This is a genomic window from Methylobacterium sp. A49B (assembly GCF_053346215.1).
Genome location: NZ_JBKFBO010000147.1, coordinates 77,576 through 99,371 on the forward strand (window position 1 = coordinate 77,576; position 21,796 = coordinate 99,371).

Annotated in this window: 23 protein-coding genes; 12 read left to right on the forward strand and 11 right to left on the reverse strand. The window is 70.3% G+C overall.

Going from position 1 to position 21,796, the window contains the following annotated elements; genetic code table 11:
* The first annotated feature begins 58 nt into the window (after positions 1 to 58).
* Positions 59 to 1,285, forward strand: a complete 1,227-nt coding sequence (locus ACLBX9_RS30460; protein WP_010683828.1) for an MFS transporter — start codon at positions 59 to 61, stop codon at positions 1,283 to 1,285.
* Entirely contained in the window at positions 1,282 to 2,049 is a 768-nt protein-coding gene (locus ACLBX9_RS30465) for a class I SAM-dependent methyltransferase (protein WP_010683827.1), read from the forward strand. Before ACLBX9_RS30460 ends, ACLBX9_RS30465 begins: the two co-directional genes overlap by 4 nt.
* A gap of 105 nt (positions 2,050 to 2,154) precedes the next feature.
* On the opposite strand, the gene ACLBX9_RS30470 is transcribed toward ACLBX9_RS30465, so the two are convergent.
* The gene (locus ACLBX9_RS30470) at positions 2,155 to 3,495 is read right to left on the reverse strand and encodes a glutamate--tRNA ligase (protein ID WP_447721544.1); all 1,341 of its coding nucleotides are present in this window, start codon (positions 3,493 to 3,495) and stop codon (positions 2,155 to 2,157) included.
* A gap of 139 nt (positions 3,496 to 3,634) precedes the next feature.
* Between ACLBX9_RS30470 and ACLBX9_RS30475 the strand changes: the two genes are divergently transcribed.
* Positions 3,635 to 4,912: an NAD(P)/FAD-dependent oxidoreductase gene (locus ACLBX9_RS30475; RefSeq protein WP_447721545.1), complete on the forward strand. Its 1,278-nt coding sequence runs from the start codon at positions 3,635 to 3,637 to the stop codon at positions 4,910 to 4,912.
* 3 nt (positions 4,913 to 4,915) lie between these two features.
* On the opposite strand, the gene ACLBX9_RS30480 is transcribed toward ACLBX9_RS30475, so the two are convergent.
* On the reverse strand, positions 4,916 to 5,398 hold the full coding sequence (locus tag ACLBX9_RS30480) for a hypothetical protein (RefSeq protein WP_010683824.1): 483 nt from the start codon (positions 5,396 to 5,398) through the stop codon (positions 4,916 to 4,918).
* Complete coding sequence (locus tag ACLBX9_RS30485; protein WP_447721546.1) at positions 5,395 to 5,802, reverse strand: hypothetical protein; 408 nt, start codon at positions 5,800 to 5,802, stop codon at positions 5,395 to 5,397. Before ACLBX9_RS30485 ends, ACLBX9_RS30480 begins: the two co-directional genes overlap by 4 nt.
* A gap of 410 nt (positions 5,803 to 6,212) precedes the next feature.
* Here ACLBX9_RS30485 and ACLBX9_RS30490 point away from each other — a divergent pair, with 410 nt between their 5' ends.
* Genes ACLBX9_RS30490 through ACLBX9_RS30500 form a run of 3 tightly spaced genes read left to right on the forward strand, consistent with a single transcriptional unit; the run spans position 6,213 to position 9,134 of the window.
* Positions 6,213 to 6,752 (forward strand): TadE/TadG family type IV pilus assembly protein, encoded by a 540-nt coding sequence (locus tag ACLBX9_RS30490; protein WP_039893123.1) that lies wholly within the window; start codon positions 6,213 to 6,215, stop codon positions 6,750 to 6,752.
* Positions 6,746 to 7,435 carry a TadE/TadG family type IV pilus assembly protein gene (locus ACLBX9_RS30495; protein WP_447721547.1) on the forward strand — a complete coding sequence of 230 codons (690 nt, stop codon included), beginning with the start codon at positions 6,746 to 6,748 and terminating at the stop codon, positions 7,433 to 7,435. The genes ACLBX9_RS30490 and ACLBX9_RS30495 overlap by 7 nt, the downstream gene beginning before the upstream one ends.
* Positions 7,419 to 9,134: a TadE/TadG family type IV pilus assembly protein gene (locus tag ACLBX9_RS30500; RefSeq protein ID WP_447721588.1), complete on the forward strand. Its 1,716-nt coding sequence runs from the start codon at positions 7,419 to 7,421 to the stop codon at positions 9,132 to 9,134. Before ACLBX9_RS30495 ends, ACLBX9_RS30500 begins: the two co-directional genes overlap by 17 nt.
* A 537-nt stretch (positions 9,135 to 9,671) precedes the next feature.
* Here ACLBX9_RS30500 and dksA read toward each other — a convergent pair.
* From dksA to ACLBX9_RS30515, 3 genes are all read right to left on the reverse strand, one after another.
* Positions 9,672 to 10,091 carry an RNA polymerase-binding protein DksA gene (gene dksA, locus ACLBX9_RS30505; RefSeq protein WP_010683819.1) on the reverse strand — a complete coding sequence of 140 codons (420 nt, stop codon included), beginning with the start codon at positions 10,089 to 10,091 and terminating at the stop codon, positions 9,672 to 9,674.
* A 173-nt stretch (positions 10,092 to 10,264) separates the two neighbouring features.
* Entirely contained in the window at positions 10,265 to 11,281 is a 1,017-nt protein-coding gene (locus ACLBX9_RS30510) for a hypothetical protein (protein WP_010683818.1), read from the reverse strand.
* 2 nt (positions 11,282 to 11,283) lie between these two features.
* Entirely contained in the window at positions 11,284 to 12,657 is a 1,374-nt protein-coding gene (locus ACLBX9_RS30515) for an MBOAT family O-acyltransferase (RefSeq protein ID WP_447721589.1), read from the reverse strand.
* A gap of 158 nt (positions 12,658 to 12,815) precedes the next feature.
* Here ACLBX9_RS30515 and ACLBX9_RS30520 point away from each other — a divergent pair, with 158 nt between their 5' ends.
* The gene (locus ACLBX9_RS30520) at positions 12,816 to 13,070 is read left to right on the forward strand and encodes a type II toxin-antitoxin system Phd/YefM family antitoxin (RefSeq protein ID WP_447721548.1); all 255 of its coding nucleotides are present in this window, start codon (positions 12,816 to 12,818) and stop codon (positions 13,068 to 13,070) included.
* Positions 13,067 to 13,507, forward strand: coding sequence for a type II toxin-antitoxin system VapC family toxin (locus tag ACLBX9_RS30525; RefSeq protein WP_010683816.1), 441 nt, complete (start codon positions 13,067 to 13,069; stop codon positions 13,505 to 13,507). Before ACLBX9_RS30520 ends, ACLBX9_RS30525 begins: the two co-directional genes overlap by 4 nt.
* A gap of 85 nt (positions 13,508 to 13,592) precedes the next feature.
* Here ACLBX9_RS30525 and ACLBX9_RS30530 read toward each other — a convergent pair whose 3' ends face one another.
* Positions 13,593 to 14,840, reverse strand: coding sequence for an Hsp70 family protein (locus ACLBX9_RS30530; protein WP_447721590.1), 1,248 nt, complete (start codon positions 14,838 to 14,840; stop codon positions 13,593 to 13,595).
* 154 nt (positions 14,841 to 14,994) lie between these two features.
* Here ACLBX9_RS30530 and ACLBX9_RS30535 point away from each other — a divergent pair, with 154 nt between their 5' ends.
* Complete coding sequence (locus ACLBX9_RS30535) at positions 14,995 to 16,491, forward strand: helicase HerA domain-containing protein (RefSeq protein WP_447721549.1); 1,497 nt, start codon at positions 14,995 to 14,997, stop codon at positions 16,489 to 16,491.
* A gap of 94 nt (positions 16,492 to 16,585) precedes the next feature.
* Here the strand turns inward: ACLBX9_RS30535 and ACLBX9_RS30540 are convergent, their stop codons facing one another.
* Positions 16,586 to 17,014: a flagellar assembly protein FliX gene (locus tag ACLBX9_RS30540; protein WP_447721550.1), complete on the reverse strand. Its 429-nt coding sequence runs from the start codon at positions 17,012 to 17,014 to the stop codon at positions 16,586 to 16,588.
* Between the two features lie 242 nt (positions 17,015 to 17,256).
* Between ACLBX9_RS30540 and ACLBX9_RS30545 the strand changes: the two genes are divergently transcribed.
* The 3 genes from ACLBX9_RS30545 to ACLBX9_RS30555 are packed head-to-tail and all read left to right on the forward strand — an operon-like array spanning position 17,257 to position 19,217.
* Positions 17,257 to 18,393 (forward strand): flagellar basal body P-ring protein FlgI, encoded by a 1,137-nt coding sequence (locus tag ACLBX9_RS30545; RefSeq protein ID WP_010683812.1) that lies wholly within the window; start codon positions 17,257 to 17,259, stop codon positions 18,391 to 18,393.
* A gap of 25 nt (positions 18,394 to 18,418) precedes the next feature.
* Positions 18,419 to 18,757, forward strand: a complete 339-nt coding sequence (locus ACLBX9_RS30550; protein ID WP_010683811.1) for a rod-binding protein — start codon at positions 18,419 to 18,421, stop codon at positions 18,755 to 18,757.
* A complete protein-coding gene (locus tag ACLBX9_RS30555; protein ID WP_010683810.1) occupies positions 18,732 to 19,217 on the forward strand; it encodes a hypothetical protein in 486 nt (161 codons plus the stop codon). The genes ACLBX9_RS30550 and ACLBX9_RS30555 overlap by 26 nt, the downstream gene beginning before the upstream one ends.
* Before the next feature lie 209 nt (positions 19,218 to 19,426).
* On the opposite strand, the gene ACLBX9_RS30560 is transcribed toward ACLBX9_RS30555, so the two are convergent.
* From ACLBX9_RS30560 to ACLBX9_RS30570, 3 genes are all read right to left on the reverse strand, one after another.
* The gene (locus ACLBX9_RS30560; RefSeq protein WP_447721551.1) at positions 19,427 to 19,744 is read right to left on the reverse strand and encodes a hypothetical protein; all 318 of its coding nucleotides are present in this window, start codon (positions 19,742 to 19,744) and stop codon (positions 19,427 to 19,429) included.
* A gap of 1 nt (position 19,745) precedes the next feature.
* A complete protein-coding gene (locus ACLBX9_RS30565) occupies positions 19,746 to 20,006 on the reverse strand; it encodes a hypothetical protein (protein WP_447721552.1) in 261 nt (86 codons plus the stop codon).
* A gap of 165 nt (positions 20,007 to 20,171) precedes the next feature.
* The gene (locus tag ACLBX9_RS30570; protein WP_447721553.1) at positions 20,172 to 21,794 is read right to left on the reverse strand and encodes a flagellin; all 1,623 of its coding nucleotides are present in this window, start codon (positions 21,792 to 21,794) and stop codon (positions 20,172 to 20,174) included.
* Positions 21,795 to 21,796 lie beyond the last annotated feature (2 nt).

Consider the following 21,796-nt stretch of genomic DNA (forward strand, 5'->3'; position numbering starts at 1 on the left):
GTTGACGACAGCGACCCGTAGTTCCACCACCCGTGGAGGTTGCGAGCACGGAACGACGATGGAGAGCGAAGCGGACCGACGGCTGATCCGGTCGGGCACACCGGTCTTCCGCCGCACGGCGCTGGCGCTCGCAGCCGCGGGGTTCTCGACCTTCGCGGTGCTCTACGCCGTCCAGCCATTGCTGCCGATCTACGCGGACGCCTTCGAGGTCTCGCCGGCCGAGAGCAGCCTCGCCCTGTCGCTGCCCTGCGGCCTGCTGGCCTTGGCCTTGTTGGTGGTCAGCCCGCTCTCGGAGATCTGGGGCCGCAAGCCCGTGATGCTGGCCTCGCTCTTCGCCTCGGCGGTGCTCACAATAGTAGCCGCCCTGGTCCCGGGCTGGCACGGGTTCCTGACGCTGCGGGCGCTGACGGGCCTCACGGCGAGCGGCCTGCCCGCCGTGGCCATGGCCTACCTCGCCGAGGAGATGGACGCCGAGGCGATCGGCCTGTCGATGGGCCTGCTGGTGGGCGGCAATGCCCTCGGCGGCATGTCGGGGCGCCTGATCAGCGGCGTGATGGCCGACCATCTCGGCTGGCGGATCGGCCTCGCCACCATCGGGGTGCTGGCGCTGGCGGCGGCCGTCGCGTTCTGGCGCTGGCTGCCGCCGTCCCGCAGCTTCGTGGCCCGCCGCCTCGCCTGGCGGGAGGTGCCCGGCAGCTTCGGACACCATTTCCGCGATGCCGGCCTGCCGTGGCTGTTCGCGGAGGCGTTCCTGCTGATGGGCGGCTTCGTCTGCATCTACAACTACATCGGCTTCCGCCTGCTCGACCCACCGTTCTCGTTGAGCCAGACCGTCATCGGACTGATCTTCTCGGTCTACCTCGCCGGCATGGTGAGCAGCCCGGTCACCGGCGAGCTGGCGAGCCGCCTCGGCCGGCGGCGGGTCCTGTGGCTCGCCACCGGCCTCGGCCTTGCCGGCATTCTCATGACCCTCTCGGACCACATCGTGCTGATCATCGCGGGCGTGGTGGTGGTGACGGTCGGCTTCTTCGGGGCCCATTCGGTCGCGAGCAGCTGGGTCGGGCGCCGGGCCCTGCGAGATCGTGCGCAGGCCTCCTCGGTCTACCTCTGCCTGTACTATCTCGGCTCATCGGTGCTCGGGACCGCCGGCGGCTGGTTCTTCGCGCATTCCGGCTGGACCGGCGTGGTGCTGTTCGTGGCAGCCCTGTACGGTCTGGCGCTGATCATCGCCCTGCGGCTGTCGCGCCTCGCGCCGCTGGCTCTGGAAACCGGGAGGTCCGCATGAGCGCGCGCAACCACGCCAGCAACGTCGTCGATCAGTTCGGCGCGCAGGCTTCCGCCTACGTGGCGAGCGCGGTTCACGCCGCGGGAGCCGACCTCGACCGGATCGGCGCGCTCATCCGCGGCAGGCCGGCGGCGAAGGTGCTCGACCTCGGATGCGGCGGCGGCCACGTCGCCTTCACGGCCGCCGCGGCGGGCGCGACCGTCACGGCCTACGACCTCTCCGAAGCGATGCTCACGGCCGTCAGCGCCGAGGCCGGCCGCCGGGGGTTGGACCGGATCGAGACCCGGCAGGGCGCGGCGGAGACACTGCCCTTCGCGGATGCGACCTTCGACGCGGTCCTGACCCGCTACAGCGCCCACCACTGGCACGATGTCCCGGCCGCGCTGAAGGAGGCACGCCGGGTCCTCAAGCGGGACGGCCTCCTGGTGGTCTGCGACATCGTCGCGGCCGAGGATCCGCTGCTCGACACGCATCTGCAGGCGGTGGAATTGCTGCGGGATCCCTCGCACGTGCGCGACTACCGCGTGTCGGAATGGCGCGCACTGCTGGAGGCGGCGGGCTTCACCCCCGGCGCCACGCTGGAAAGCCGGCCGCGCATGGAATTCGCGAGCTGGATCGCCCGGATGCGGACGGCCGCGCCGCTGGTCGCGGCGATCCGCGCGCTACAGGCCACCGCGCCCGCGGAGGTGGTGGAGCATTTCCGGATCGAGGCCGACGGAAGCTTCCTGCTCGACTCCGTCCTGATCGAGGCCCGACCGCACTGAGCAAGGCGCCGCCGGTGACATCGCCGGTCAGCCCATTGAGGTGCCGGAACGCGGCGGATGACGTGGCGATCAGCCGGGCCGACCCGGCTGTTCGTGCGGTTCGGTTCAGGCTGTCTCCCCGGCGAGCCGCCGCTCCGCCCGCGCCCGCCCGATCAGCGGCAGCAGGCCGGCGAGATCCGGTCCATGCTCCAGCCCGGTGAGGGCGAGACGCAGCGGCATGAACAGTCCGCGACCCTTGGCGCCGGTGCGGGTCTTGATCTCGGCCGTCCAGGCCTTCCAGGTCTCCGGGCCGTACGGCTCCGGCGGCAGGCTCTCGCGGGCGGCTCCGATCACGGCCGGCTCGGTGATGACGGGCTCGACCGGGCCGGTCACGACCCGCCACCATCCGGCCGCCTCGGCGACGCGGCCGAGATTCGGCCGAACCGCGAGCCAGAACGCCTCCGCGCGATCCGACGGGATCCCGAGTTCCGCGAGCCGGTCGGCGACCGCCGCGTACGGCAGGTCGTGGGCCAGTCGGGCATTGAGACCGTCGAGTTCCGCGGGGTCGAAGCGGGCCGGCGCGCGCGAGATCTCGCCGAGATCCACCAGCTGCGCCAGCGTGTCGAGATCGGGCACCGCCCGCACGGCTTCGGACGAGCCGGTGAGCACGGCCAGCGAGCGGACAGCGGCGGGCTCGTAGCCCGCCTCGCGCAGGCCGCGCAGCGAGAGGTGTCCGAGCCGCTTCGACAGCCCCTCCCCGTCGGCGGTCGTCAGCAGGTTGTGATGGCCGAAGACGGGCACGGCCGCCCCCAGGGCCTCGAAGATCTGGACCTGGACGCCCGTGTTGGTGACGTGGTCCTCGCCGCGGATGACGTGGGTGATGCCGAGGTCGGCGTCGTCCACCACGGAGGGCAGCGTGTAGAGGTAGCTGCCGTCGGCGCGGATGAGGACCGGGTCCGACAGAGACGCGCAGTCGACATGGGCCGGCCCGCGGACGAGATCATCCCAGGCGACCGTCCGCGCCTCCAGCAGGAAGCGCCAGTGCGGCCGCCGGCCCTCGGCTTCCAGCGCGGCGCGCTCCTCGGCGGTGAGCTTGAGCGCCGCCCGATCGTAGATCGGCGGTTGCCCGCGGCCGAGCTGGCGCTTGCGCCGCCGCTCCAGCTCCTCCTGCGTCTCGTAGCAGGGGTAGAGCCGTCCCGCCGCGCGCAGGCGATCCGCGGCGGCATCGTGCTGGGCCATGCGCGCGCTCTGCCGGGCGAACAGGTCGGGCACGATGCCGAGCCAGGCCAGATCCGCCTCGATCGCCGCGGCGAACACCTCGGTGCAGCGCTCCGCGTCGGTGTCGTCGAGGCGCAGCAGGAATTGTCCCCCCGTTCTGCGGGCGAACAGGGCGTTGAGCAGGGCCGGGCGGGCGTTGCCGATATGGAGGTAGCCGGTCGGCGACGGGGCGAAGCGGACGAGGGTCATGATCCGCTCTGTAGCCGATCTCCGCGGGATTGTGCGTGTCGTCGTACACGCGTGCAGCTCATGCCTCGTCGGTCCCGGACCGCTACCCGCGTCGGGCAAAACCGGTCAGAACACCCCGATGTGCTGCAGGAACGTGTGAATGGCGACGGACGAGACGGCCGACATCGTGGTGGTCGGCGGCGGGATGGTGGGGCTCGCCAGCGCCATCGCGCTGAAGGATCGCGGACTCGACGTCGTGTTGTGCGATCCGGGCGAGGCACGGGGCCGGACCTCCTACGGCAATGCCGGCGTGGTCAGCCGGGGATCGATCCTGCCGATGTCGAGCCCGGCCCTCTGGGGCAGGCTTCCGGCCTATCTGCGCAACGCCGACCGGGGCCTACGTCTGCACCATGGGCACCTGCCGCGCATCGTGCCCTACGCGGCACATTTCCTCGCCGCGGCCCGCGCCTCCCGCTGGCGCCGGGCCGCCGCGGCGCTGCTGCCGCTGACGAGCGCCGCCTATCCCGCCCATGAGCGGCTGGCCGCGCGGGCCGGCACAACCGACCGCCTGCAGCGGACCGGCTGGCTCAAGGCCTACAGGACGCAGGCCGCCTTCACGGGTGCCGCACTCGAGCGCGAGATCCTGGCCGGGCACGGCGTGGCGTTCGAGATCCTCGACACCGCTGCCGTGCGCGACCTCGAGCCGGCGCTGGTGCGGCCCTACGCCCGGGCGATGCTGCTCACCGAGACCGGCTCGGTGCGGGAGCCGGGCCGGCTGATCGAGGCCTGCGAGGCCCTGTTCGCCGGGCTCGGCGGACGCCGTCTGCGCGGCAGCGCCGGGCGCCTGGCTCCGGAAGCCGGAGGCTGGCGCGTCGAGCACGAGGCCGGAGCGCTGCGGGCACGGCAGGTCGTGCTGGCGGCGGGCGCCGCCTCCGGGGCGATCGCCCGGACGCTGGGCTACCGGTTCGCGGTGGCGGCCGAGCGGGGCTATCATCGCCACTACGCCCTGCACCCCGACAGCCCGCCCCTGACCCGGCCGGTGCTCGACACCGGCGCCGGATCCATCCTCGCGCCGATGGGCGAGAACAGGATCCGGGTTCTCTCCGGCGTGGAGCTGAACGCCCGCCACGCGGCCCCGGACCACACGCAGATCGAGGCGGCGTCCCGGGAGGCCGCCGGGACGCTTCGTCTCGGCGGTCCCCTCGACAACGAGCCCTGGCTCGGCTCGCGCCCTTCGACGCCGGACGGAATGCCGGTGATCGGCCGGGCGCCCCGGCACGAGGGCCTGCTCTTCGCGTTCGGCCACGGCCATATCGGCCTGTCCACCGGCCCCATCACCGGCGAGATCGTGGCCGATCTCGCCACGGGTCGACAACCTTCGGTACCGGTCGACGCCTTCGCGCCCGATCGGCTGCTGCGCTGGCCGCGCCTGTTCTGATCCTCAGCGCCAGTCGTAGGGATTGTAGGGGTCGAGCGCCGCCTCGATCCTGCGCAGGACGTCCGGCTGGCGCTGGAGGTCGGCCTCCCGGGCGAGCGCGCGCAGGAACGCCCGCGGCCCGTGCTCGAGGTCGCGCGTCAGGCCGTTGTAGCGGTCCGCGGGTTCGACATGGGACGGGTTCACCGCCACACGGTAATCGAGCCCGCAGGTGGGTGGATCGATACCCAGACGGTAGCAGATCCGGACCCGGGCAAAGGGCGCGTCCGGGCGATAGTCGACCTGGTAGCCGCCGAACCGGAACGCGCCACCGGTGGCGCGCTCGGCGAAGGCGAGGGTCCGTGCGATCGTGGTGAAGCCGGCGGTCCTGTGGTCGCGCACGAGCGCGATCGCCGCACGCTCCGTCGGCACGAAGGGCTGACCGCCGGCCGCCGGGGAGACCACAGCGGCCGCGATCGCCGCGCAGACCGCGATGCGCGTGCACCTCATGGCTTCCTCATGCACACGGCGACCGGCTGCGCGTCCTTCGCGGCCTTGGCGGTCATGTCCAGACATCCCACCGTCGAGACACCGTCCGTGACCGTCACGGACGGGACGACCGCCATGCCCCGGCAATAGGCACCGATCAAGTCCTCGTCCCGGTGACACGCCACGTCGAGCCGGACAAGCGCGTTCATGGCCGCGCCCGGCGCGCCGGGCGGCCCGGGCGGCCCGCGCTCGCCGACGGGCCCGGGTGCCCCGGTGGCGCCGTTCAGGCCCGCCGGCCCCTGTGGTCCTGCCGGACCCTGATCGCCCTTCGGGCCGGGCGGTCCGGCCGGGCCCGGCTTCGGGGCGTCGCAGCCGGCGAGCGCGAACGCCGCAGCCGCGACGATCGCGATCAGGACAGATCTCATACGGCTCTCCGGCCACGCTCGGTGGCGACGAGGTGGCGCGGGACGACGGCGGGTCAAGGCGCGCCCGCCGCCCTGCAGGATCACGATAGCGGCGCACGGAGCCAGGCCGCGTTCCAACCCGGCACGCCGATCCGGATCCGCTGCGGCCCCGCGCGTCGGATCACAGGCGGAGCCGCGCGCCGACCGACGCCCTCCGATCCTGCGGCATCAACATGGAACTCGCCGGCAGATGCCTGGCCAAGCTTCGTATTAAGGTTTTCGCAAATTCTAGGCGACACATCTGCATCAATGCTTGTTTTCAGCAGCCGTGCACGCCCATGACCGGCAGGGCAGCCATACTCAGACGGAGAATTATTACGTCAGGTTGCCTGCTGACCCGCCTTCGGAGAAACTCCGACGGCGCGGCCGCGGTGGAGTTCGCCCTCGTGGCGCTGCCCTTCCTCGCGCTGTGCGGCGCGGTCTTCCAGATCGCCTTTCAGATCTGGGCCACCCAGAACTTCGACCGCGCCCTGCAGAACGCCGTCCGAACGATCTTCACCGGGCAGTTCCAGCAGTCGAACGCCGGTCAGACCGACCCCGCGACCCTCCTGGCGAACCTGAAGACGACGATGTGCGGTCCGTCGAACGCCCTGATCCCCACGGTCTTCAACTGCCAGGGCGTCAAGATCGACGTGGCCACCGCCAGCAACTTCGCGAGCGCCACGCCGGCCACGCCGATCGATGCCGCCACCGGCACGTGGAAGACGAATTTCGGGACCAACTACGCCTGCGCCAAGCCGGGGACGATCGTGGTCGTCACGGCCGCCGTGCAATTTCCGACCTTCTTCAACCTGATGGGCTTGAACACTCAGAAATTCACCACCGGGTCGGGGGCCGGATCGAGCCTGCTGACGTCGACGGCGGTCTTCCGCACGGAGCCCTACCAAATCGTCGGAGCGAGCCCATGCTGAAGGGCTTCGCCCGCAGGGCTCGGCAGGCGGCACCGAAGCCAGCGCCGATCGCGGGCCCGCTGAAACGCCTGCGGCGCGATCGGCGCGGCAGCGCCATCGTGGAATTCTCCATCATCCTGCCGATCCTCCTGGCGATCTGGGCGGGCATGACGGAACTCGCCCATGCCATCGACGAGTGGCGCAAGCTGACCCTGCTCGCCCGCACCGTGGCCGACCTGACCGCCCAGGGCGACACGCAGAACCCGATCAGCACGACGGTCATGAACGACATCGTCGCCTCGGCGACGCTGGTGATGCGCCCGTTCGACACCTCGCAGGTGAAGATCGTCGTCAGCGCCATGGGCGTCGGTCTGCAGGGTGCCACCGTCATCCCGAAGGTCTGCTCGAGCGTCGCCAACGCCAACGCGACGCCCCGCAACACCGGCGCGGCCAACGACCTGCTGGTTCCGCTCGGCTACCAGACCGCGGGCATGCGCTACGTCCTCGCCGAGGTCAGCATCGGCTATACGCCGATGATCGGCAGCGCCCTGGTGAAGCTCGCCAAGGGCATCAGCAGCACCATCACATTCACCAGCAGCGTCCCCTGGCCAACCCGGGGCGGCAAGACGTACGGGACCAACACCTACATGGAGGTTGTGGTCCCGGGCAAAAGCCCCACGGCGTGCGATGGCTCGACACCCTGACCCCCCTCCCCCCCGCGGCAGGCGCGGCCTGGCCCAGGATCGGCGCGGCAACGTCGCGATCCTGTTCGCGTTCCTCAGCGTGCCGATGCTGATGCTCTCGGGTGCGGCCATCGATTACGGCTTCGCGACCCGGCTCGAGACGAAGCTGCAGGCGGCGGCCGATGCCACGGCCCTGCTCCTGTGCCAGACGCCGCTGAGCACGACGACGGCGGATCTCAACGCCATGGCGCAGACGACGATGGGCGGCGCGATGGGTGTGGCGGATCTCGTGGTCGATCCGCTGACGATCACCAGCAACCCGCGCCAGATCACCCTGACGGCCCACAAGCTGTCGACGACCTTCTTCGGCAAATTCACCGGGACCACGCGCATCAATCCCGGCGCGACCTCGCAATGCGCCACGCCCCTGCCGAAAACCTTCGAGATCGCGCTGGTTCTCGACAACACCGGATCGATGTCCGCCTCGAGCGGCGGCCAGTCGAAGCTGCAGGCAGTCCAGACCGCGGCGACGAACTTCGTCAACTACGTCTACACCAACAGCGCCTTCTCCAGCGCCACGCGGATCGCGATCGTGCCGTTCGCGGGCGCGGTGGCGGTCGACCCGTCGGCGTATCGCTATGCCTCCTGGATCGACGTGTACGGTCAGTCGAGCTACCACTGGCTCAACGTCGGCTCGCTGACCGGAACAGGCATCACCAGCCGGTTCGACATCTTCAACAAGCTTCAGAACGCCAATTCCGGCTGGGGATGGGCAGGCTGTCTGGAGACGCTGCCGTATCCGTTGAATGTCCAGGACGGGGCACCGGCGGGGAGCAACAAGGACTCGCTCTACGTTCCGCTTTTTGCGCCCGACGAGCCCGGCGACGGCAGCAGCGGCTACTCCGCCTACACCTACAGCGGCACCCAATACATAAGCTTCAATAGCTACATCGACGACTATACCAACAGTCTGACCTGCTCCAAGTGGTCGCAAAATCAGAGCTTCCAGAACGCCGAGGGTCGCGCCTGCAAATATCTCAATCCCAGAACCCCGTCGCCGACCTCGTCGAATCCCTATACCGGCATTCCGAACGGTCCGAATTTCGGCTGCACGACACAACCGCTCCAGCGCCTCACCAAAGACACGGCGGTTCTGAAGAACCTCATCAACAAGATGGCGCCGCTGGGATCGACCAACATCCATGAGGGCTTCATGTGGGGCTGGCGAACGCTCTCGCCGCTCAGCGTCTTCGCGGACGGCGCCGCCTACTCCTCCGCCTCCAACACCACGAATGCGAACGCCATCAACAAGATCATCATCCTGATGACCGACGGAACCAACAGCTGGCCGGACAATCCCTACACCAATTACAATAATTCAATGTATTTTGCCGCCGGCTATTTTAAGAATCTGGACGGCTCCACTCCCAACAGCCGGCTTCCGCCCACCAATCAGAACATCACAGACGCGCCCAGCGCCAGGAATGCCCTGGACGCACTCACCGCTCTGTCCTGCAAGAACGCGAAGGCGGTCAACATCTCGATCTACACGATCGGGTTCAGCATCGCGTCCGATCCGATCGACTCAGCGGGGCAGACGCTCCTGAAAAACTGTGCCTCGTCACAGGATCAGTACTTTCTGGCCAACGACTCGGACGGCCTGCTCGATGCCTTCCAGAAGATCCAGGCCAGCATCGGGAAATTGCGGCTGACGCAGTGACGGGTCGGCGGGACGCGGTCGGCCTTCCGGACGCCGCAGCCTCCGCGCCATCGGCCTTGCGAATACCGTCATCCCGTTCGGCGATGCGCCACGGATGGCGCGGCGCGCGGCTTCCAGGGACGCTGCGCGCCACGTGCACTGCGACAGATGCGAACGGTCTTCGCGCAAGGTTCCGCGGCGGGATCCAGTCGGAAATGGTCCGGCGAATCCCGCCCTGCCCTCATCCTGAGGTGCGGCGCAGCCGTCGCGAACGAGTGCTCCAGGGATCGCGGAGGCTTCTGGAGGGCATCTGCGAGGCCGGCGCTGTACTTCGGGTTCTCAGGATGAGGTGGAGAACCGGAGACCGCCTCGACGGTGTTCCGGGTTGTTTCGTGTTTCGCGAGTCCGCAGGAAGTCAGGCGGTACCCGCTCTTTGCGTGAGGCTGCGGCGAGGCCGGGAGATTCGCCGCTGCGTCGCAGATGACGGTTTCCTAAGAGGCGGACGGTCCGACCGAGGCGAACCGCCGGCCAAGCTTACGATTCGCGTCCGTTCGAAGCTCAATCGTCGCGATACACGCGCTCGCGCCGCTCATGCCGCTCCTGCGCCTCCAGCGAGAGGGTGGCGATCGGCCGCGCGTCGAGGCGACGGAGCGAGATCGGCTCGCCGGTCTCCTCGCAGAACCCGTAGGAGCCGTCCTCCAGCCGGGCGAGCGCCGCGTCGATCTTGCCGGTCAGCTTGCGCTGGCGGTCCCGTGCGCGCAGCTCGATCGCCCGATCCGTCTCGGACGAGGCGCGATCGGCAAGGTCGGGATGGTTCTCGTTCTCGCTCTGGAGCGCCACGAGAGTGTCCTGCGCCTCGCGCAGGATGTCGTTCTTCCAGCTCAGCAGCTTGCGGCGGAAATATTCGCGCTGCCGGTCATTCATGAAGGGCTCGTCGTCGGACGGGACGTAGCCGTCCTCCAGCGTCACCTTCGCCATGCGTCACCCTCGCTGGATTCGAGCCGCCCACCTAGGGAGGGCCGGTGCGCGGCGCTAACGTGAGGTGCCGTATAGTCGAGGTGCCTGGGCGCCACAACGCGCAGCGGAGCGAGGCCTGTAACAGGCGGTCATTGCACGGGCCTGTGCGGCAAACCGGCCACGGTACAGACGATTTACTCTGTCAGCCGCGCCCGCAACCGCACGATTGCAGCGCCAATCTCAGTCGTCAGCGCCCGGGCGAGCGGCAGCCTGTAATGGGTCTGATCGAAGAACTGGTCAGGATCCGCCGCCTCGGGACGCCCATCGCGCCAATCCACCACGGCGCTCAAGGAATGCGTCGCGAGCACGGACCGGATCTGTGCCCGGCAGGACGCCTCGGCTTCCGCGCGGCGACTGTGGGGCGGAGGTTCGGCGCGGGCATAGACCGGCGGGAAGACTACCACCACGGGCGTCCGCCCGGGGATACGCGCCAGTTCCGCCCGCAACCGGTCGGCGATCGGGAAAGGGCCGCCGTGGTGCGGCTCGGCCTCGGGCCCGACCGGCTTTTCCAGGGCCGCCTTCTTGGCCGGATCGACGCCGAAGCCCTGGCTCAGATAGTTGCGCTCGTAATCCCACCAGCCGTCGGCGGCCGCCGTCTTGCGGTGCGGCCGCAGGAGCCAGCCGAGGCGGTTGATCGTCTCCTGCGCGGCGGAGAACCGGATCAATCCCCGCAGGTAGGCGGGCCAGTCGCCGATCAGCCAGTACGGGAAGCCGTGCTCGCTCGGGAAGGACGGATCGTCGGCGCACCAGAAGGCGTCGGCCGACAGCACGATCGCGTCGGGCCGGGCATGGTGCTGCAGGTACCAGCCGAGCAGCGCGAACTGCTCCGTGGGACCGGTCGCCGGCACTGACAACTGGACGAAGGGGATGCCGGTGAGCCGGCTCAAGGCCGCCGGTTCGATGAGCTGGATGTGCGAGTTGCCGATCAGCGCCCCCGAATAGGCCGGGTCGCGTCCGCGCACGGCCGAGGCCGTTCGTGGGCCCTGGGGCCGGACTGCGCCGCGGGACAAGAGCTCGGAGCGGCCGGTATCGTAGGGATCGACCGGAACCGCGAGGGCGAGGTAGCCGGCGAACAGCCCGATCACAGACAGGAGCAGGGTGCGGGCGAAGCCGCGCCAGTCCCGGTCCGGAATAGGTCGGGGAGCCACCATCCTCAGAACTGGAAATAGATGAACTCGTAGTTCGCATCGTCGCCGATCTTCAGCAGGACGAGGACGAACAGGAGCGCGAAGCCGAAGGCGAGCAGCCGCCGCGGCGGCAGGCGGTGCACCGCCGTCCAGGCGGTGGGTCCGACCGTGGCGACGAGGGCGGCGACCGCGATGGTACGCCACTTGAAGCCCGAGCCCTTGGGCGCGAGGCCGAACAGGCCCTTGAACATCACGAGCGCCGCCTCGAAGCTGGTGGCCCGGAACAGCACCCAGGTCAGCACGACGAACAGGCTGGTGAGCGCCCAGCCCAGCGGCGCGGGAATCGCGATCCGGGCGCGGCGCGCCAGCACGCCCGCACCGAGGCCGAGTCCGTGAAGCGCCCCCCAGGCCAGGAAGGTCAGGCCGGCCCCGTGCCAGAGACCGCCCAGCGTCATGGTGGCGGCCAGCGCCCCGACCTGCCGCGGCAACCCGCGCCGGCTCCCGCCCATGGGGATGTAGAGATAGTCGCGCAGGAAGCGCGAGAGCGTCATGTGCCAGCGTCGCCAGAAGTCACGCAGGGACGTGGCGCGGTAGGGCACATCGAAGTTCTGCGGCAGCACGAGGCCGAACAGCATCGCGATGCCGAGCGCCATGTCGGTGTAGCCGGAGAAGTCGAAATAGATCTGGAAGGTGAAGCCCAGCGTGGCCTGCCACGCCTCGACCACCGTGACGGCCTTGCCGGCGGCGGCCGCCTGAAAGACCGGGTTCACGTAGTCCGCGAGCGGATCGCCGAGGAAGACCTTCTTGGCCAAGCCCACCGTGAGCAGCATCAGCCCGCGGGCGAAGCGCTCGGCGGCGTCGGGCCGCGCGTAGGGCTGCTCGTCGAACTGGTGCATGATCTCGCTCCAGCGCACGAGCGGGCCGGCGAGAACCTGAGGGAAGAAGGCGATGTAGAGGGCGTATTTGACGAGCCCGAAGCTCGGCGCCCGGCCGGCCCGCAGATCCGCCAGGTACATGATGTGGTGGAAGGTGAAGAACGAGATGCCGAGCGGGAGCGCCAACCCGAGCCGCGGTGCGCCCAGCCCTGGGATCAGGTTGGCGAGGTCGGCGAAGAAGTCGAGGTACTTGAACACCCCGAGAAGCGAGAGGTTGGCGGCGATGGCGGCCGGGATCAGCCAGCGGCCGGGCCGGCGGCGATAGGCCTTCGCCACCGCCCAGTTCACCAGGATCGAGCCGGCGAGCAGCGGCACGAAGCGCACGTCCCACCAGCCGTAGAATACGAAGGACAGGACGACCAGGAGCGGCAGCCGCCACGCCGGCGCGGCGCGCGCCACCAGCCCGTGCAGGATCAGGGCGGCGGGCAGGAAGGCGAGAAGGAAGACGAACGAGTTGAACAGCATCGGGCGAGGCGGCGCGGAGGAGCCCGGACGGGCCGCCATTGTCTCCGAGCGGGAGGGACCGCCTTGTCGGGGATCGTGGGCGGGTCGTCAATCGGCGCTGTCAGTCCGAACCGGTTTGTTCTAATGTACCTACTTCACCACCGTCGGGAGAGCTGGTGATGACAGTGACGACCCTGTCGAGCCGTGCGTTCCAGCAGAACGCCAGTCACGCCCAGAAGGCGGCCGAGGCAGGGCCGGTCTTCATCACGCGCCGCGGGGAGCCGGTTCAGGTCCTCCTGAGCATCGAGGCGTACCGCCAGCTCGCGAACCAGCGGTGCAACTTGGTCGAGGCCCTGTCGGCGCCCGGTCTCTCCGAGATTCCTCTCGAGGTTCCAAGGGTGGACAGCTTTCCAAAGCCCGCGAACCTCTCGTGAGCTTCCTGCTTGACACGAACGTCGTGTCTGAGCTGCGTAAGTCTGGCGACGGTCGGGCGGACGCCAACGTGACGCGTTGGCTGTCCGCTGAGGATGCGGGCCGCTTCTACCTATCGGCCATCACCGTGATGGAACTGGAGCTCGGCATCCGGCTGGTAGAGCGGCGCGACGCGGCGCAGGGCGCCCGTCTGCGCGCCTGGCTGGACGGGCAGGTTCTACCCGTATTCGCCGGACGGATTTTGCCGATCGACACGGCGGTCGCCCTGCGTTGCGCAGGCCTGCACGTCCCGGACCCACGGCCCGAGCGGGATGCCCTGCTCGCGGCGACCGCACTCGTCCACGCGATGACGGTGGTTACCCGCAATACTGCCGATTTCGTCCCGACCGGTGTGAGGATCGTCAATCCCTGGACATGGCCGACTTCTTCGCCGGCATGAGCGCAGCGAGGCGAGGGAGGGCAGCGCGACATCGGTGAGTGCGGCGCCAATCTGGATTGCTTCGCTGCGCTCGCAAGGACGGAGGTCACGCCCCGCGCCGGGCCGCCTCGATAGTCAGGCCGAGCCCCACCGAACCGAACGTGTCGCCTTCCACGACCCGCGCGGCGGGCAGCGCCGCGGTCAGCGCGGTGCGCAGGTGCGGCAGGCCGGTGGAGCCTCCGGTGAGGAACAGGGCGTCGATCCGCTCCGGCGCCAGTTCCGCCTGGGCGAGGCAGCGGTCGATCCGGGCCGCCACCGCACGGGCGAGGCCGCCGGTCTGGTCCGAGAGCGACGCGCGATCGACCTGCGCCGCCAGCCCGCGCTCCACGAAGCCGAGATCCAGCGCCGTCGCGCCGGCCTCCGAGGCCGCGATCTTGGCGCCCTCAACCGCTCCGGCCAGGGCGTGGCCGCGCTCGCCCTCGATCGCCGCGTGCAGCCGGCCGACGAGATCCGGCCGGGCGCAGTCGCGGATCACCTCGTCGATCTCGCGCAGGGTCTTCGGGTTGTAGAGGCGGTTGATCGCCGACCACGTGGCGAGGTCGTGATAGTAGGCGTTCGGGACGGCGAGGTCGCCCCGGCGCATCGGACTGCCGAGCCCCAGGAGCGGCATCACCGTGCCGAGGCTGAGCTGCCGGTCGAAGTCGGTGCCGCCGATGCGCACGCCGTCGTTGGCCAGGATGTCGCCGGCCCGGTCCGGCTGCCCCCTCCGCTCGGGCGACAGGCGCACGATGGAAAAATCCGACGTGCCGCCGCCGATGTCGGCAACCAGCGCGATCTCCTCCGACCGGACCTGCCGCTCGTAGTCGAGGGCCGCGGCGATCGGCTCGTACTGGAACGAGACCTCGCGGAAGCCGACGTCGCGGGCGATGGCGCGGAGCGTGTCCTCGGCGCGGCGGTCCGCCTCCGCGTCGCCGTCGACGAAGTGCACCGGGCGGCCGTGGACCACGCTGTCGAGGCTGTGGCCGTGCGCTGCCTCGGCCCGGTCCTTCACGGCCGCGAGGTAGCGGGCGATGATGTCGCGCAGGCGCAGGCGCTGTCGGCCGACCGGGGTCGCCTCGTCCATCAGAGGCGTACCCAGCACGGATTTCAGACCGCGCATCAGCCGGCCCGACCGCCCCTCGACATAGGCGGCTGTCGCCGCGCGCCCGATCATCGGCTCCCGGCCGAGCTCGAAGAAGATCGCGCTGGGGATCGTCCGATGCGCGCCTTCCAGGGGCAGCAGGATCGGCCCGTCCGGGCCGGCAACGCCGAGGGTCGTATTCGACGTGCCGAAATCGAGGCCGCAGGCCGCCATCGTGGGGTGGGTCCGGATGTCCATGGGAGGGGCGTCGCCCTACAGGGTGGCGGCCCCGCGGTCCAGGGCGGCCGCGGCGCGGCAGACCTGTCCAGAAGCGTGGACAGCGCCGCCGCAGGCCCCCCGGACACGCGCGGCCGTGCTATGAGGCGCCATGCGTTCCGACATCGATCTCGGCCTGACCGGCGAGCGCCCCGCGCTCCTCGACCTCACCGAACTGCTGGCCACGCGCCTCCTGGTCCAGGGCAATTCGGGCTCCGGGAAGTCGCACCTGCTGCGGCGGCTGCTGGAGCAGAGCGCCGGCCTCGTGCAGCAGGCGATCATCGACCCCGAGGGTGACTTCGCCAGCCTCGCGGACCGCTACGGCCACGTGGTGGTGGAGGCGGACGGCGACGACGTCGCCCTGCAGCGCATCGCCGCCCGGGTCCGCACCCACCGGGTGTCGGTGGTGCTGTCCCTGGAGAACCTCGACGCCGACGGGCAGATGCGCGCCGCCGCCGCCTTCCTGGGCGGGCTGTTCGACGCCGACCGCGACCATTGGTACCCGATGCTGGTGGCGGTCGACGAAGCGCAGCTCTTCGCCCCGGCAGCCGCCGGCGAGGTCTCGGACGAAGCGCGCCGCCTGTCGCTCGGCGCCATGACAAACCTGATGTGCCGCGGGCGCAAGCGCGGGCTCGCCGGCATCATCGCCACGCAGCGGCTCGCCAAGCTCGCCAAGAACGTCGCGGCCGAGGCCTCGAACTTCCTGATGGGCCGGACCTTCCTCGACATCGACATGGCCCGCGCCGCCGATCTTCTCGGCCTGGAGCGCCGCCAGGCCGAGACGTTTCGCGACCTGCCGCGCGGACATTTCGTGGCGCTCGGACCGGCCCTGACACGACGCCCGCTCACCATCGCGGTCGGGCCGACCGCGACCGTCAGCCGGAGTTCCTCGCCGGTGCTGGTTCCGCTGCCCGAGACCACCGAGGACGCCCGTGCGCTGATCCTCACGGCGAGCCCTGCGGAGATCGTCGCGCCACTGGCGCCGCGTCCGAAGCCGCGCCCGACACCGGCGCCCGATGTGCTGGTGCAGTTGGCGAACTACCGGCCGCCGGCCTCCGCCGAGGAGGCGGAGGAGGAGCCGATGGATCCGGAGGCCCGCGAGGCGGCGCTCGCCGAAGTGCTCGCCTCGGTGCTGGCCGACGCCGACGCGGCCGCCTGCACCCCGGCGACCCTCTATCAGGATTTCACCGTCCGCTGCCGCATCCGGCGCCTGCGCGGCGACACGATGGGCCTGCCGGAATTCAAGCGTCGGCTCGCGGTCGCGCGCGCGGAGGCCGGCGGGGCGGTCGCCGACAATTCGGGCTGGGAGCAGGCGCAAACGATCGCCGCCGGCCTGCCGGACGACCTCGCCGGGCTGTTCCTGGTGGTGGCCCGGGCGGCGATCGAGGGGGCCCCCTGCCCCACAGACGCCATGCTGGCCGAGGCCTACGGCACCAGCTCGGGTGGGCGGGCGCGGCGGATGCTGGCCTATCTGGAGGAGCGCGGGGCCATCGTCAGCCGCAAGGACCTGCGCGGCGCACCGATCATCGCGGTGCCGGATCTCGGCGTCGAGACCGGACCGGGCGAGCCGCAGATGCTGCCCGTCGGGCCGAAGCGGCGGGTGGTGTAGCGGGCGACCCGTCAATCGCGCATCGGGCCGTCTGCGCGTGGAGCGGTTCCTGAATTGCTTCGCTGCCCTCGCAAGGACGGGTGCGGAAGGGCGGTCAGGCCTTGCGCGCCATCTCCAGCTTGGCCAGCTCGACCGCCGCCCGAAGCTCGATCTCGGCCATGAGCCCGTCGAGCCGCGGATCCCCCGAAGCGCCGGACCGCTCCGCCAGCCGGCCCGCGATGGTGCGGAGTTCGTGGGTCGCGACCCGGCCACCGAGCATCGCGGCCTTCAACCGATCGAGTCCGTCCAAGAGATCCTGACCGCGCTTGGCCGAGCGGCGGCGGCGCTCCTGTGGCGTCTCACTCTCGGCCTGCAGCAGCAGGACAGCGTCGAGGCCCGCGAGCGTCGCGGCGGCCGCGGGGGCACCGGCGCCCGAAGCGGAAGCCGGAGCTGCACCGAGGCTGAAGCTGGCGCCGCCCTCGGTCCGCCGCGTGGTCGCGACGCCACCCGCGTTCTGAATCGGCTGGCGAGTCTCGACGCGCATGATCCCGTTCGCGTTGCTCCAAGCGCCGTCGCGCAGAACCGGAAATTCCGCCCGTACGGTTAAGCGGCGGTAAACGGGGCGGCAGAAGCTGCCGGGTCGGCAGCTTCGGTGCCAGCTCCCCCGGTCGCAGCCCCGTGGGCCGATCGCAGAAAACTCAGCCCCATGAGGACCTTGTACAACGGGCCCGGCTGGCACGGCCCTGGCAGGAGCACGGCAGGTCCATTCACGCTCGAAACCCCGGCATGCGCCCGAGTCCCGCGTTTCCCGTCCTCCAGTCCCTGCTCGGCGCCCTCGCCGGCGCGCTGCTGCTCGTTGCGCTGTCCGGCCCGGCCTGCGCCCTGTCGCGGGTGAAGGATCTCGCCTCCATCGAGGGCGTGCGCCAGAACCAGCTCGTGGGCTACGGCATCGTGGTCGGCCTCAACGGCACCGGCGACACGCTGAACAACATCCCGTTCACCAAGCAGTCGCTTCAGGCGATGCTGGAGCGGCTCGGGGTCAACACGCGCGGCGCCACCATGCGCACGCAGAACCTCGCCGCCGTGATGGTCACGGCCAACCTGCCCCCCTTCGCCGCCCAGGGCACCCGGATGGACGTGACGGTCTCGTCGCTGGGCGATGCCAAGTCGCTCCAGGGGGGCACGCTGCTGGTGACGCCGCTGCTCGGCGCCGACGGCGAGGTCTACGCCCTCGCGCAGGGTTCGGTGGCCATCGCGGGCTTCTCGGCGGAAGGCGACGCCGCCAAGATCACCCGCGGCGTGCCGACCAACGGCCGGATCTCCAACGGCGCCAACATCGAGCGCGAGATCGCCTTCAAGCTGAACGACGCGCGCTCGCTGCGCCTGTCCCTGCGCAACCCAGACTTCACCACCTCGAAGCGGATCGCCGCGGCGATCAACGACTTCATGGGCGCCGACACCGCCGAGCCCACCGACCCGGCCACCGTCACGATTCAGATTCCGGCCCGCTACAACGGCAATATGATCCGCCTGATCACCGAGGTGGAGCAGCTGAAGGTCGAGCCGGACCAGACCGCCCGCGTAGTGGTCGACGAGCGCTCCGGCATCATCGTTATGGGCCGGGACGTGCGGGTCTCCACGGTGGCGATCGCGCAGGGCAACCTCACCGTCACCATCACCGAGCAACCGCAGGTGAGCCAGCCGGCGCCGCTGTCGAACGGCCGCACCGTGGTGGTGCCCCGCACCGGCCTGAAGGTCGATACCGGCGACGGCAACAAGCTGGCCCTGGTCAAGGAGGGCGTGAGCCTGCGCGAGCTGGTGGACGGACTCAACGCCCTGGGCGTCGGCCCGCGCGACCTGATCTCGATCCTGCAGGCGATCAAGACGGCGGGCGCACTCCAGGCCGACATCGAGCTGATGTGAACGCGGGGACGCGGAGGGACGGACCATGCTGCAACTCGCCACCATCGCGGCCAACGTCGCCAACGCGGGCGCCGCCGGCATCGGCACCAGGGCCGACGCCGAGACCAAGGCGCGCAAGACGGCGACTGAATTCGAGTCGATGTTCCTGGAGTCGAGCCTCGAACGGTTGACCCAGTCGGAGGGCACCGAGGGCCCGCTCGGCGAGAACGGGATGGGCGGCGGTGTCTACCGCTCGATGCTGACCAAGGAATATGCGGGACAGATCGTGAAGAGCGGAGGCGTCGGCATCGCCGACTCGGTGTTCCGTGAGATCATGAAGATGCAGGGGACCCCGATCGATGGAGCGACCGGTGCAAAGGGCTGAACCGTTGCGCGTGGCGGACCGCGTGACCGCGGAGGCGCTCGTCGCGGGCGTGCTCGGCAACATGGCCGCCCTGGAGGCGGTGCTCGCCGACGAGGCCGCCCATGTCCGCGCCGGCCGGCTGCGGGAGGGCGTCGCGGCGGCCGAGCCCAAGGCGGCGCTGGCCGCCGCCTACATGCAGGGCCTGGAAGTCGCCAAGGCGAATGCGGTGGCGTTGAAGCGCTTCCATCCGGAGGGGGTGGAGACCCTTCGGGCGGCGCACCGCCGCTTCACGGCGGCGGTCGAGGCGAACCAGACGGTCCTGGACAGCGCCCGCGCGGTCTCGGAAGGGCTGATCAAGTCTTTGGCCGACGAGATTGCCCGGGCGCAGATGCCGGCGGGCTACGGCCGGCAAACCCCGGCTCCCTCCCCCTACGGCCGCGGCGTGCGCAGCGGTCCGCTGGTGCTGTCGCGGAGCCTCTAGCGGCATTCGTGATCGGGTTGCGACGGGATCGTCCGCTCCGCTCATGCCGGGAGGGCCGAGGCCCCCCACCCCTCTGCGTCGCAGCTGTCTCGGGGCGGGCGGCGTCGTCCGGATCTGTGCCCTTCCATCGAGGCCGGCCCGAAGCGCGTTTGCCGACGAGAATGGCGGTACGGCGCAGGAGCGCGTGACGACGCGGACATGAAGCCGCCTCAGCGGCGACCGCTACCGATGCGCACGTAGGTCCGCACCTCACCGAGATCCGTGTCGGCGCGGCTGTCGATGGCGACGCGGCCGGCAACGGTCGGCGCCGCCGCGACGCCGTGGCCGGCACGCGCGTCCATCCCGGCGGCGACGCGGCCGGAGATTCGGATGCACCCGTCCAAGCCTGGCATGCGGACGAAGCCCGGTCCCTTGGTGGGACATGGCACAGGCCCGGGCGTCACCGGCATCGTCCGCAGATCGAGAGCCAGGACCGGGGTCGCGAGAAACAGCACCGCGCCGGCGAGCGCCGCAGCCGATAGCGGCATCTCAGGCGGCCCGGCGCGCGAGGTCCCGGTGCAGCAGGTCGATATAGCTCTCGACCTCGCCGATGAACGCGTCGAGACTCGGCACCTGCATGCGCAGCCGCGCCAAGTCGCGCAACAGAACGTCGAGGGCGATGGCACGGTCGTCGGGATGCGCGTAGCCGGCGCAGTAGGAGTCCACCGCCTGCTCGGCCATGACGATCGCGCCGATCCGCGGGGTGGCTCCGAGGCGGCGGACGAGTTCCACGGGTTCGGACAGCGACATGCGGACCTCTCCTCGGATGAACCACGGCGCGACGGCGCGCCCGCGGACCGCGGTTCACTGCGGGAAAGCGGCAAGACTATGTTCGCGGCGTCCGATTAAGATCCGGTTCACTACAAACGCGCGGCCATGAAGTTCGCCGCCGCGCCGGCAGTCCCCGATCCGGCGTCAGCTGATGTAGTTGACCAGCGACAGCTTGGAGAGCGTGGCGGTGACTTGGTAGCTCGCCTGGAGTCGATTCTGAACGTCGAGCAGCTTGGCCACGACCTCCTCGGTGGGCGCCTGCTCGATACCGTCGAGGGTGTTCTGCACGGTGTTCTGAATGGCCTTGTTGGTCGTGCCGGCATTCGTCAGGCGCGCCGAGGCCAGGGAGAGCTGGGTGACCGTGTCCTGAACGCCCGTGCTGCCGTTGGCGGAGGCGAGGAGCGGGCCGGCCGCATCGATCACCGCCTGGTATGTGGCGTTGGGGCTCGTGCTGCTGGATGTGGGCAGACCGAAGGCCATCGTGGCGAGGCCGGCGAGCACGTTCTGGACCGCGGGATCGATGGCGCGGGCACCGGTACCGATGCTGGATGTCGCGCTGACCTGGACCGATTGCGTGTCGAGCGCGGGCGTCTGCGTCCCCCCCGACGTGTAGGTGTTCTCGCCCTGGTACCAGAGCACGGTGTCCTGGGGTGTCGCAGACCGGTAGCCGATCGGGGTGCCCGGAGTGCCGGTGCTGGTATCGAACAGGACGCGCTGGGGCATCACGCCGGTCCCGTTCGGGCCGCCCTTCACCGAGCCCGTGAAGAAGTGCGACGCGGCCGTCGCGGCCGAGGTTGCCGTCAGCGGTCCGGTGGCGGCCGCCCCGACGGCGCCGGTGAGCGCCGCGCTGAGGTTGGCGGCCGTGGCCGTGGTGTCGCCGTTGGCGCCGAGCGCGAAGGTCGTGGCGGAATTGGCCGGCGTCGTACCGGCGGCGACGGCCGTGAGCGTCATCGTCGTGGAGGTGCCGTCGTGCATCTTCAGCGTGACGGTGATGCTGTCCCCGACGGCGGGCTGCGCGGCGACGTTCAGTTGCAGGGAGCCCGCGGAAGTCGCCGTGCCGGCCGTGTAGGTCGCCTGGATCGCCGATGTGGTCGAGGTCGGCTTGCCGGCGAGGGAGAAGCCGAAATTCGCGCGGACGTTGTCGTCGCTCGGCTCGGTGATCGAGACCTGCGTCGGCGGCGTGCTCGACTGGGCCACGGACAGCCAGCCGTTCTTGCCGGGTCCCTGATCCGCGCCGACCTGCTCGGCGATCATCTGCGTCAGGCCCGCCTTCTGCGAGCCGTCGCTGTTCGTGACCCCGTTCAGGATCGCGTCCGTGTCGGCCACCGGCTGGGTCGTGGTGTCGCTGCCGCCGAACAGGTAATTGCCGGCCGCCGACTGGTTGAGGGCGTCGAACGCCGACTGCAGGTTGCCGAGCGCGGTCGACCGGCCGGCGACGGAACTCGCCGCCACGCTCTGGAGGCCGTTGTTCAGCGTCGCGCTGGCGCTTGTGGCCAAGGTCACGACCTGGGTCAGGCTGGTGACGGCGAGGTTCGTCCGGGTCTGGCCAGCGGTGATGGCCGACGCGTAGCCGGTGAGCGCGCTCAGGGTCGCCTGCGCCCCGAGCGCCGTGGACCGGCCGGATCCGAGGCCGCCGTAGGTCTGCGAGACCAGGCCGCTCGAGATCTGGTTCGACAGGTCGTTGAGCTGGTTCTTCAGCGTCGAGAGCTGCGAGGCGGTCCGGTTCGTCAGGTAGGAGCCGGCCGCGAAGGGCGTGATCGTGGTCATGA

What these genes read in the sequence shown, in the direction of transcription:
- ACLBX9_RS30460 (WP_010683828.1), top strand. Translation starts at nt 59, where the DNA reads ATGGAGAGCGAAGCGGACCGACGGCTGATCCGGTCGGGCACACCGGTC.
- ACLBX9_RS30465 (WP_010683827.1), top strand. Translation starts at nt 1,282, where the DNA reads ATGAGCGCGCGCAACCACGCCAGCAACGTCGTCGATCAGTTCGGCGCG.
- ACLBX9_RS30470 (WP_447721544.1), bottom strand. Translation starts at nt 3,495, where the DNA reads ATGACCCTCGTCCGCTTCGCCCCGTCGCCGACCGGCTACCTCCATATC.
- ACLBX9_RS30475 (WP_447721545.1), top strand. Translation starts at nt 3,635, where the DNA reads ATGGCGACGGACGAGACGGCCGACATCGTGGTGGTCGGCGGCGGGATG.
- ACLBX9_RS30480 (WP_010683824.1), bottom strand. Translation starts at nt 5,398, where the DNA reads ATGAGGTGCACGCGCATCGCGGTCTGCGCGGCGATCGCGGCCGCTGTG.
- ACLBX9_RS30485 (WP_447721546.1), bottom strand. Translation starts at nt 5,802, where the DNA reads ATGAGATCTGTCCTGATCGCGATCGTCGCGGCTGCGGCGTTCGCGCTC.
- ACLBX9_RS30495 (WP_447721547.1), top strand. Translation starts at nt 6,746, where the DNA reads ATGCTGAAGGGCTTCGCCCGCAGGGCTCGGCAGGCGGCACCGAAGCCA.
- ACLBX9_RS30500 (WP_447721588.1), top strand. Translation starts at nt 7,419, where the DNA reads ATGGCTCGACACCCTGACCCCCCTCCCCCCCGCGGCAGGCGCGGCCTG.
- dksA (WP_010683819.1), bottom strand. Translation starts at nt 10,091, where the DNA reads ATGGCGAAGGTGACGCTGGAGGACGGCTACGTCCCGTCCGACGACGAG.
- ACLBX9_RS30510 (WP_010683818.1), bottom strand. Translation starts at nt 11,281, where the DNA reads ATGGTGGCTCCCCGACCTATTCCGGACCGGGACTGGCGCGGCTTCGCC.
- ACLBX9_RS30515 (WP_447721589.1), bottom strand. Translation starts at nt 12,657, where the DNA reads ATGCTGTTCAACTCGTTCGTCTTCCTTCTCGCCTTCCTGCCCGCCGCC.
- ACLBX9_RS30520 (WP_447721548.1), top strand. Translation starts at nt 12,816, where the DNA reads ATGACAGTGACGACCCTGTCGAGCCGTGCGTTCCAGCAGAACGCCAGT.
- ACLBX9_RS30530 (WP_447721590.1), bottom strand. Translation starts at nt 14,840, where the DNA reads ATGGCGGCCTGCGGCCTCGATTTCGGCACGTCGAATACGACCCTCGGC.
- ACLBX9_RS30535 (WP_447721549.1), top strand. Translation starts at nt 14,995, where the DNA reads ATGCGTTCCGACATCGATCTCGGCCTGACCGGCGAGCGCCCCGCGCTC.
- ACLBX9_RS30540 (WP_447721550.1), bottom strand. Translation starts at nt 17,014, where the DNA reads ATGCGCGTCGAGACTCGCCAGCCGATTCAGAACGCGGGTGGCGTCGCG.
- ACLBX9_RS30545 (WP_010683812.1), top strand. Translation starts at nt 17,257, where the DNA reads ATGCGCCCGAGTCCCGCGTTTCCCGTCCTCCAGTCCCTGCTCGGCGCC.
- ACLBX9_RS30550 (WP_010683811.1), top strand. Translation starts at nt 18,419, where the DNA reads ATGCTGCAACTCGCCACCATCGCGGCCAACGTCGCCAACGCGGGCGCC.
- ACLBX9_RS30555 (WP_010683810.1), top strand. Translation starts at nt 18,732, where the DNA reads ATGGAGCGACCGGTGCAAAGGGCTGAACCGTTGCGCGTGGCGGACCGC.
- ACLBX9_RS30560 (WP_447721551.1), bottom strand. Translation starts at nt 19,744, where the DNA reads ATGCCGCTATCGGCTGCGGCGCTCGCCGGCGCGGTGCTGTTTCTCGCG.
- ACLBX9_RS30565 (WP_447721552.1), bottom strand. Translation starts at nt 20,006, where the DNA reads ATGTCGCTGTCCGAACCCGTGGAACTCGTCCGCCGCCTCGGAGCCACC.
- ACLBX9_RS30570 (WP_447721553.1), bottom strand. Translation starts at nt 21,794, where the DNA reads ATGACCACGATCACGCCCTTCGCGGCCGGCTCCTACCTGACGAACCGG.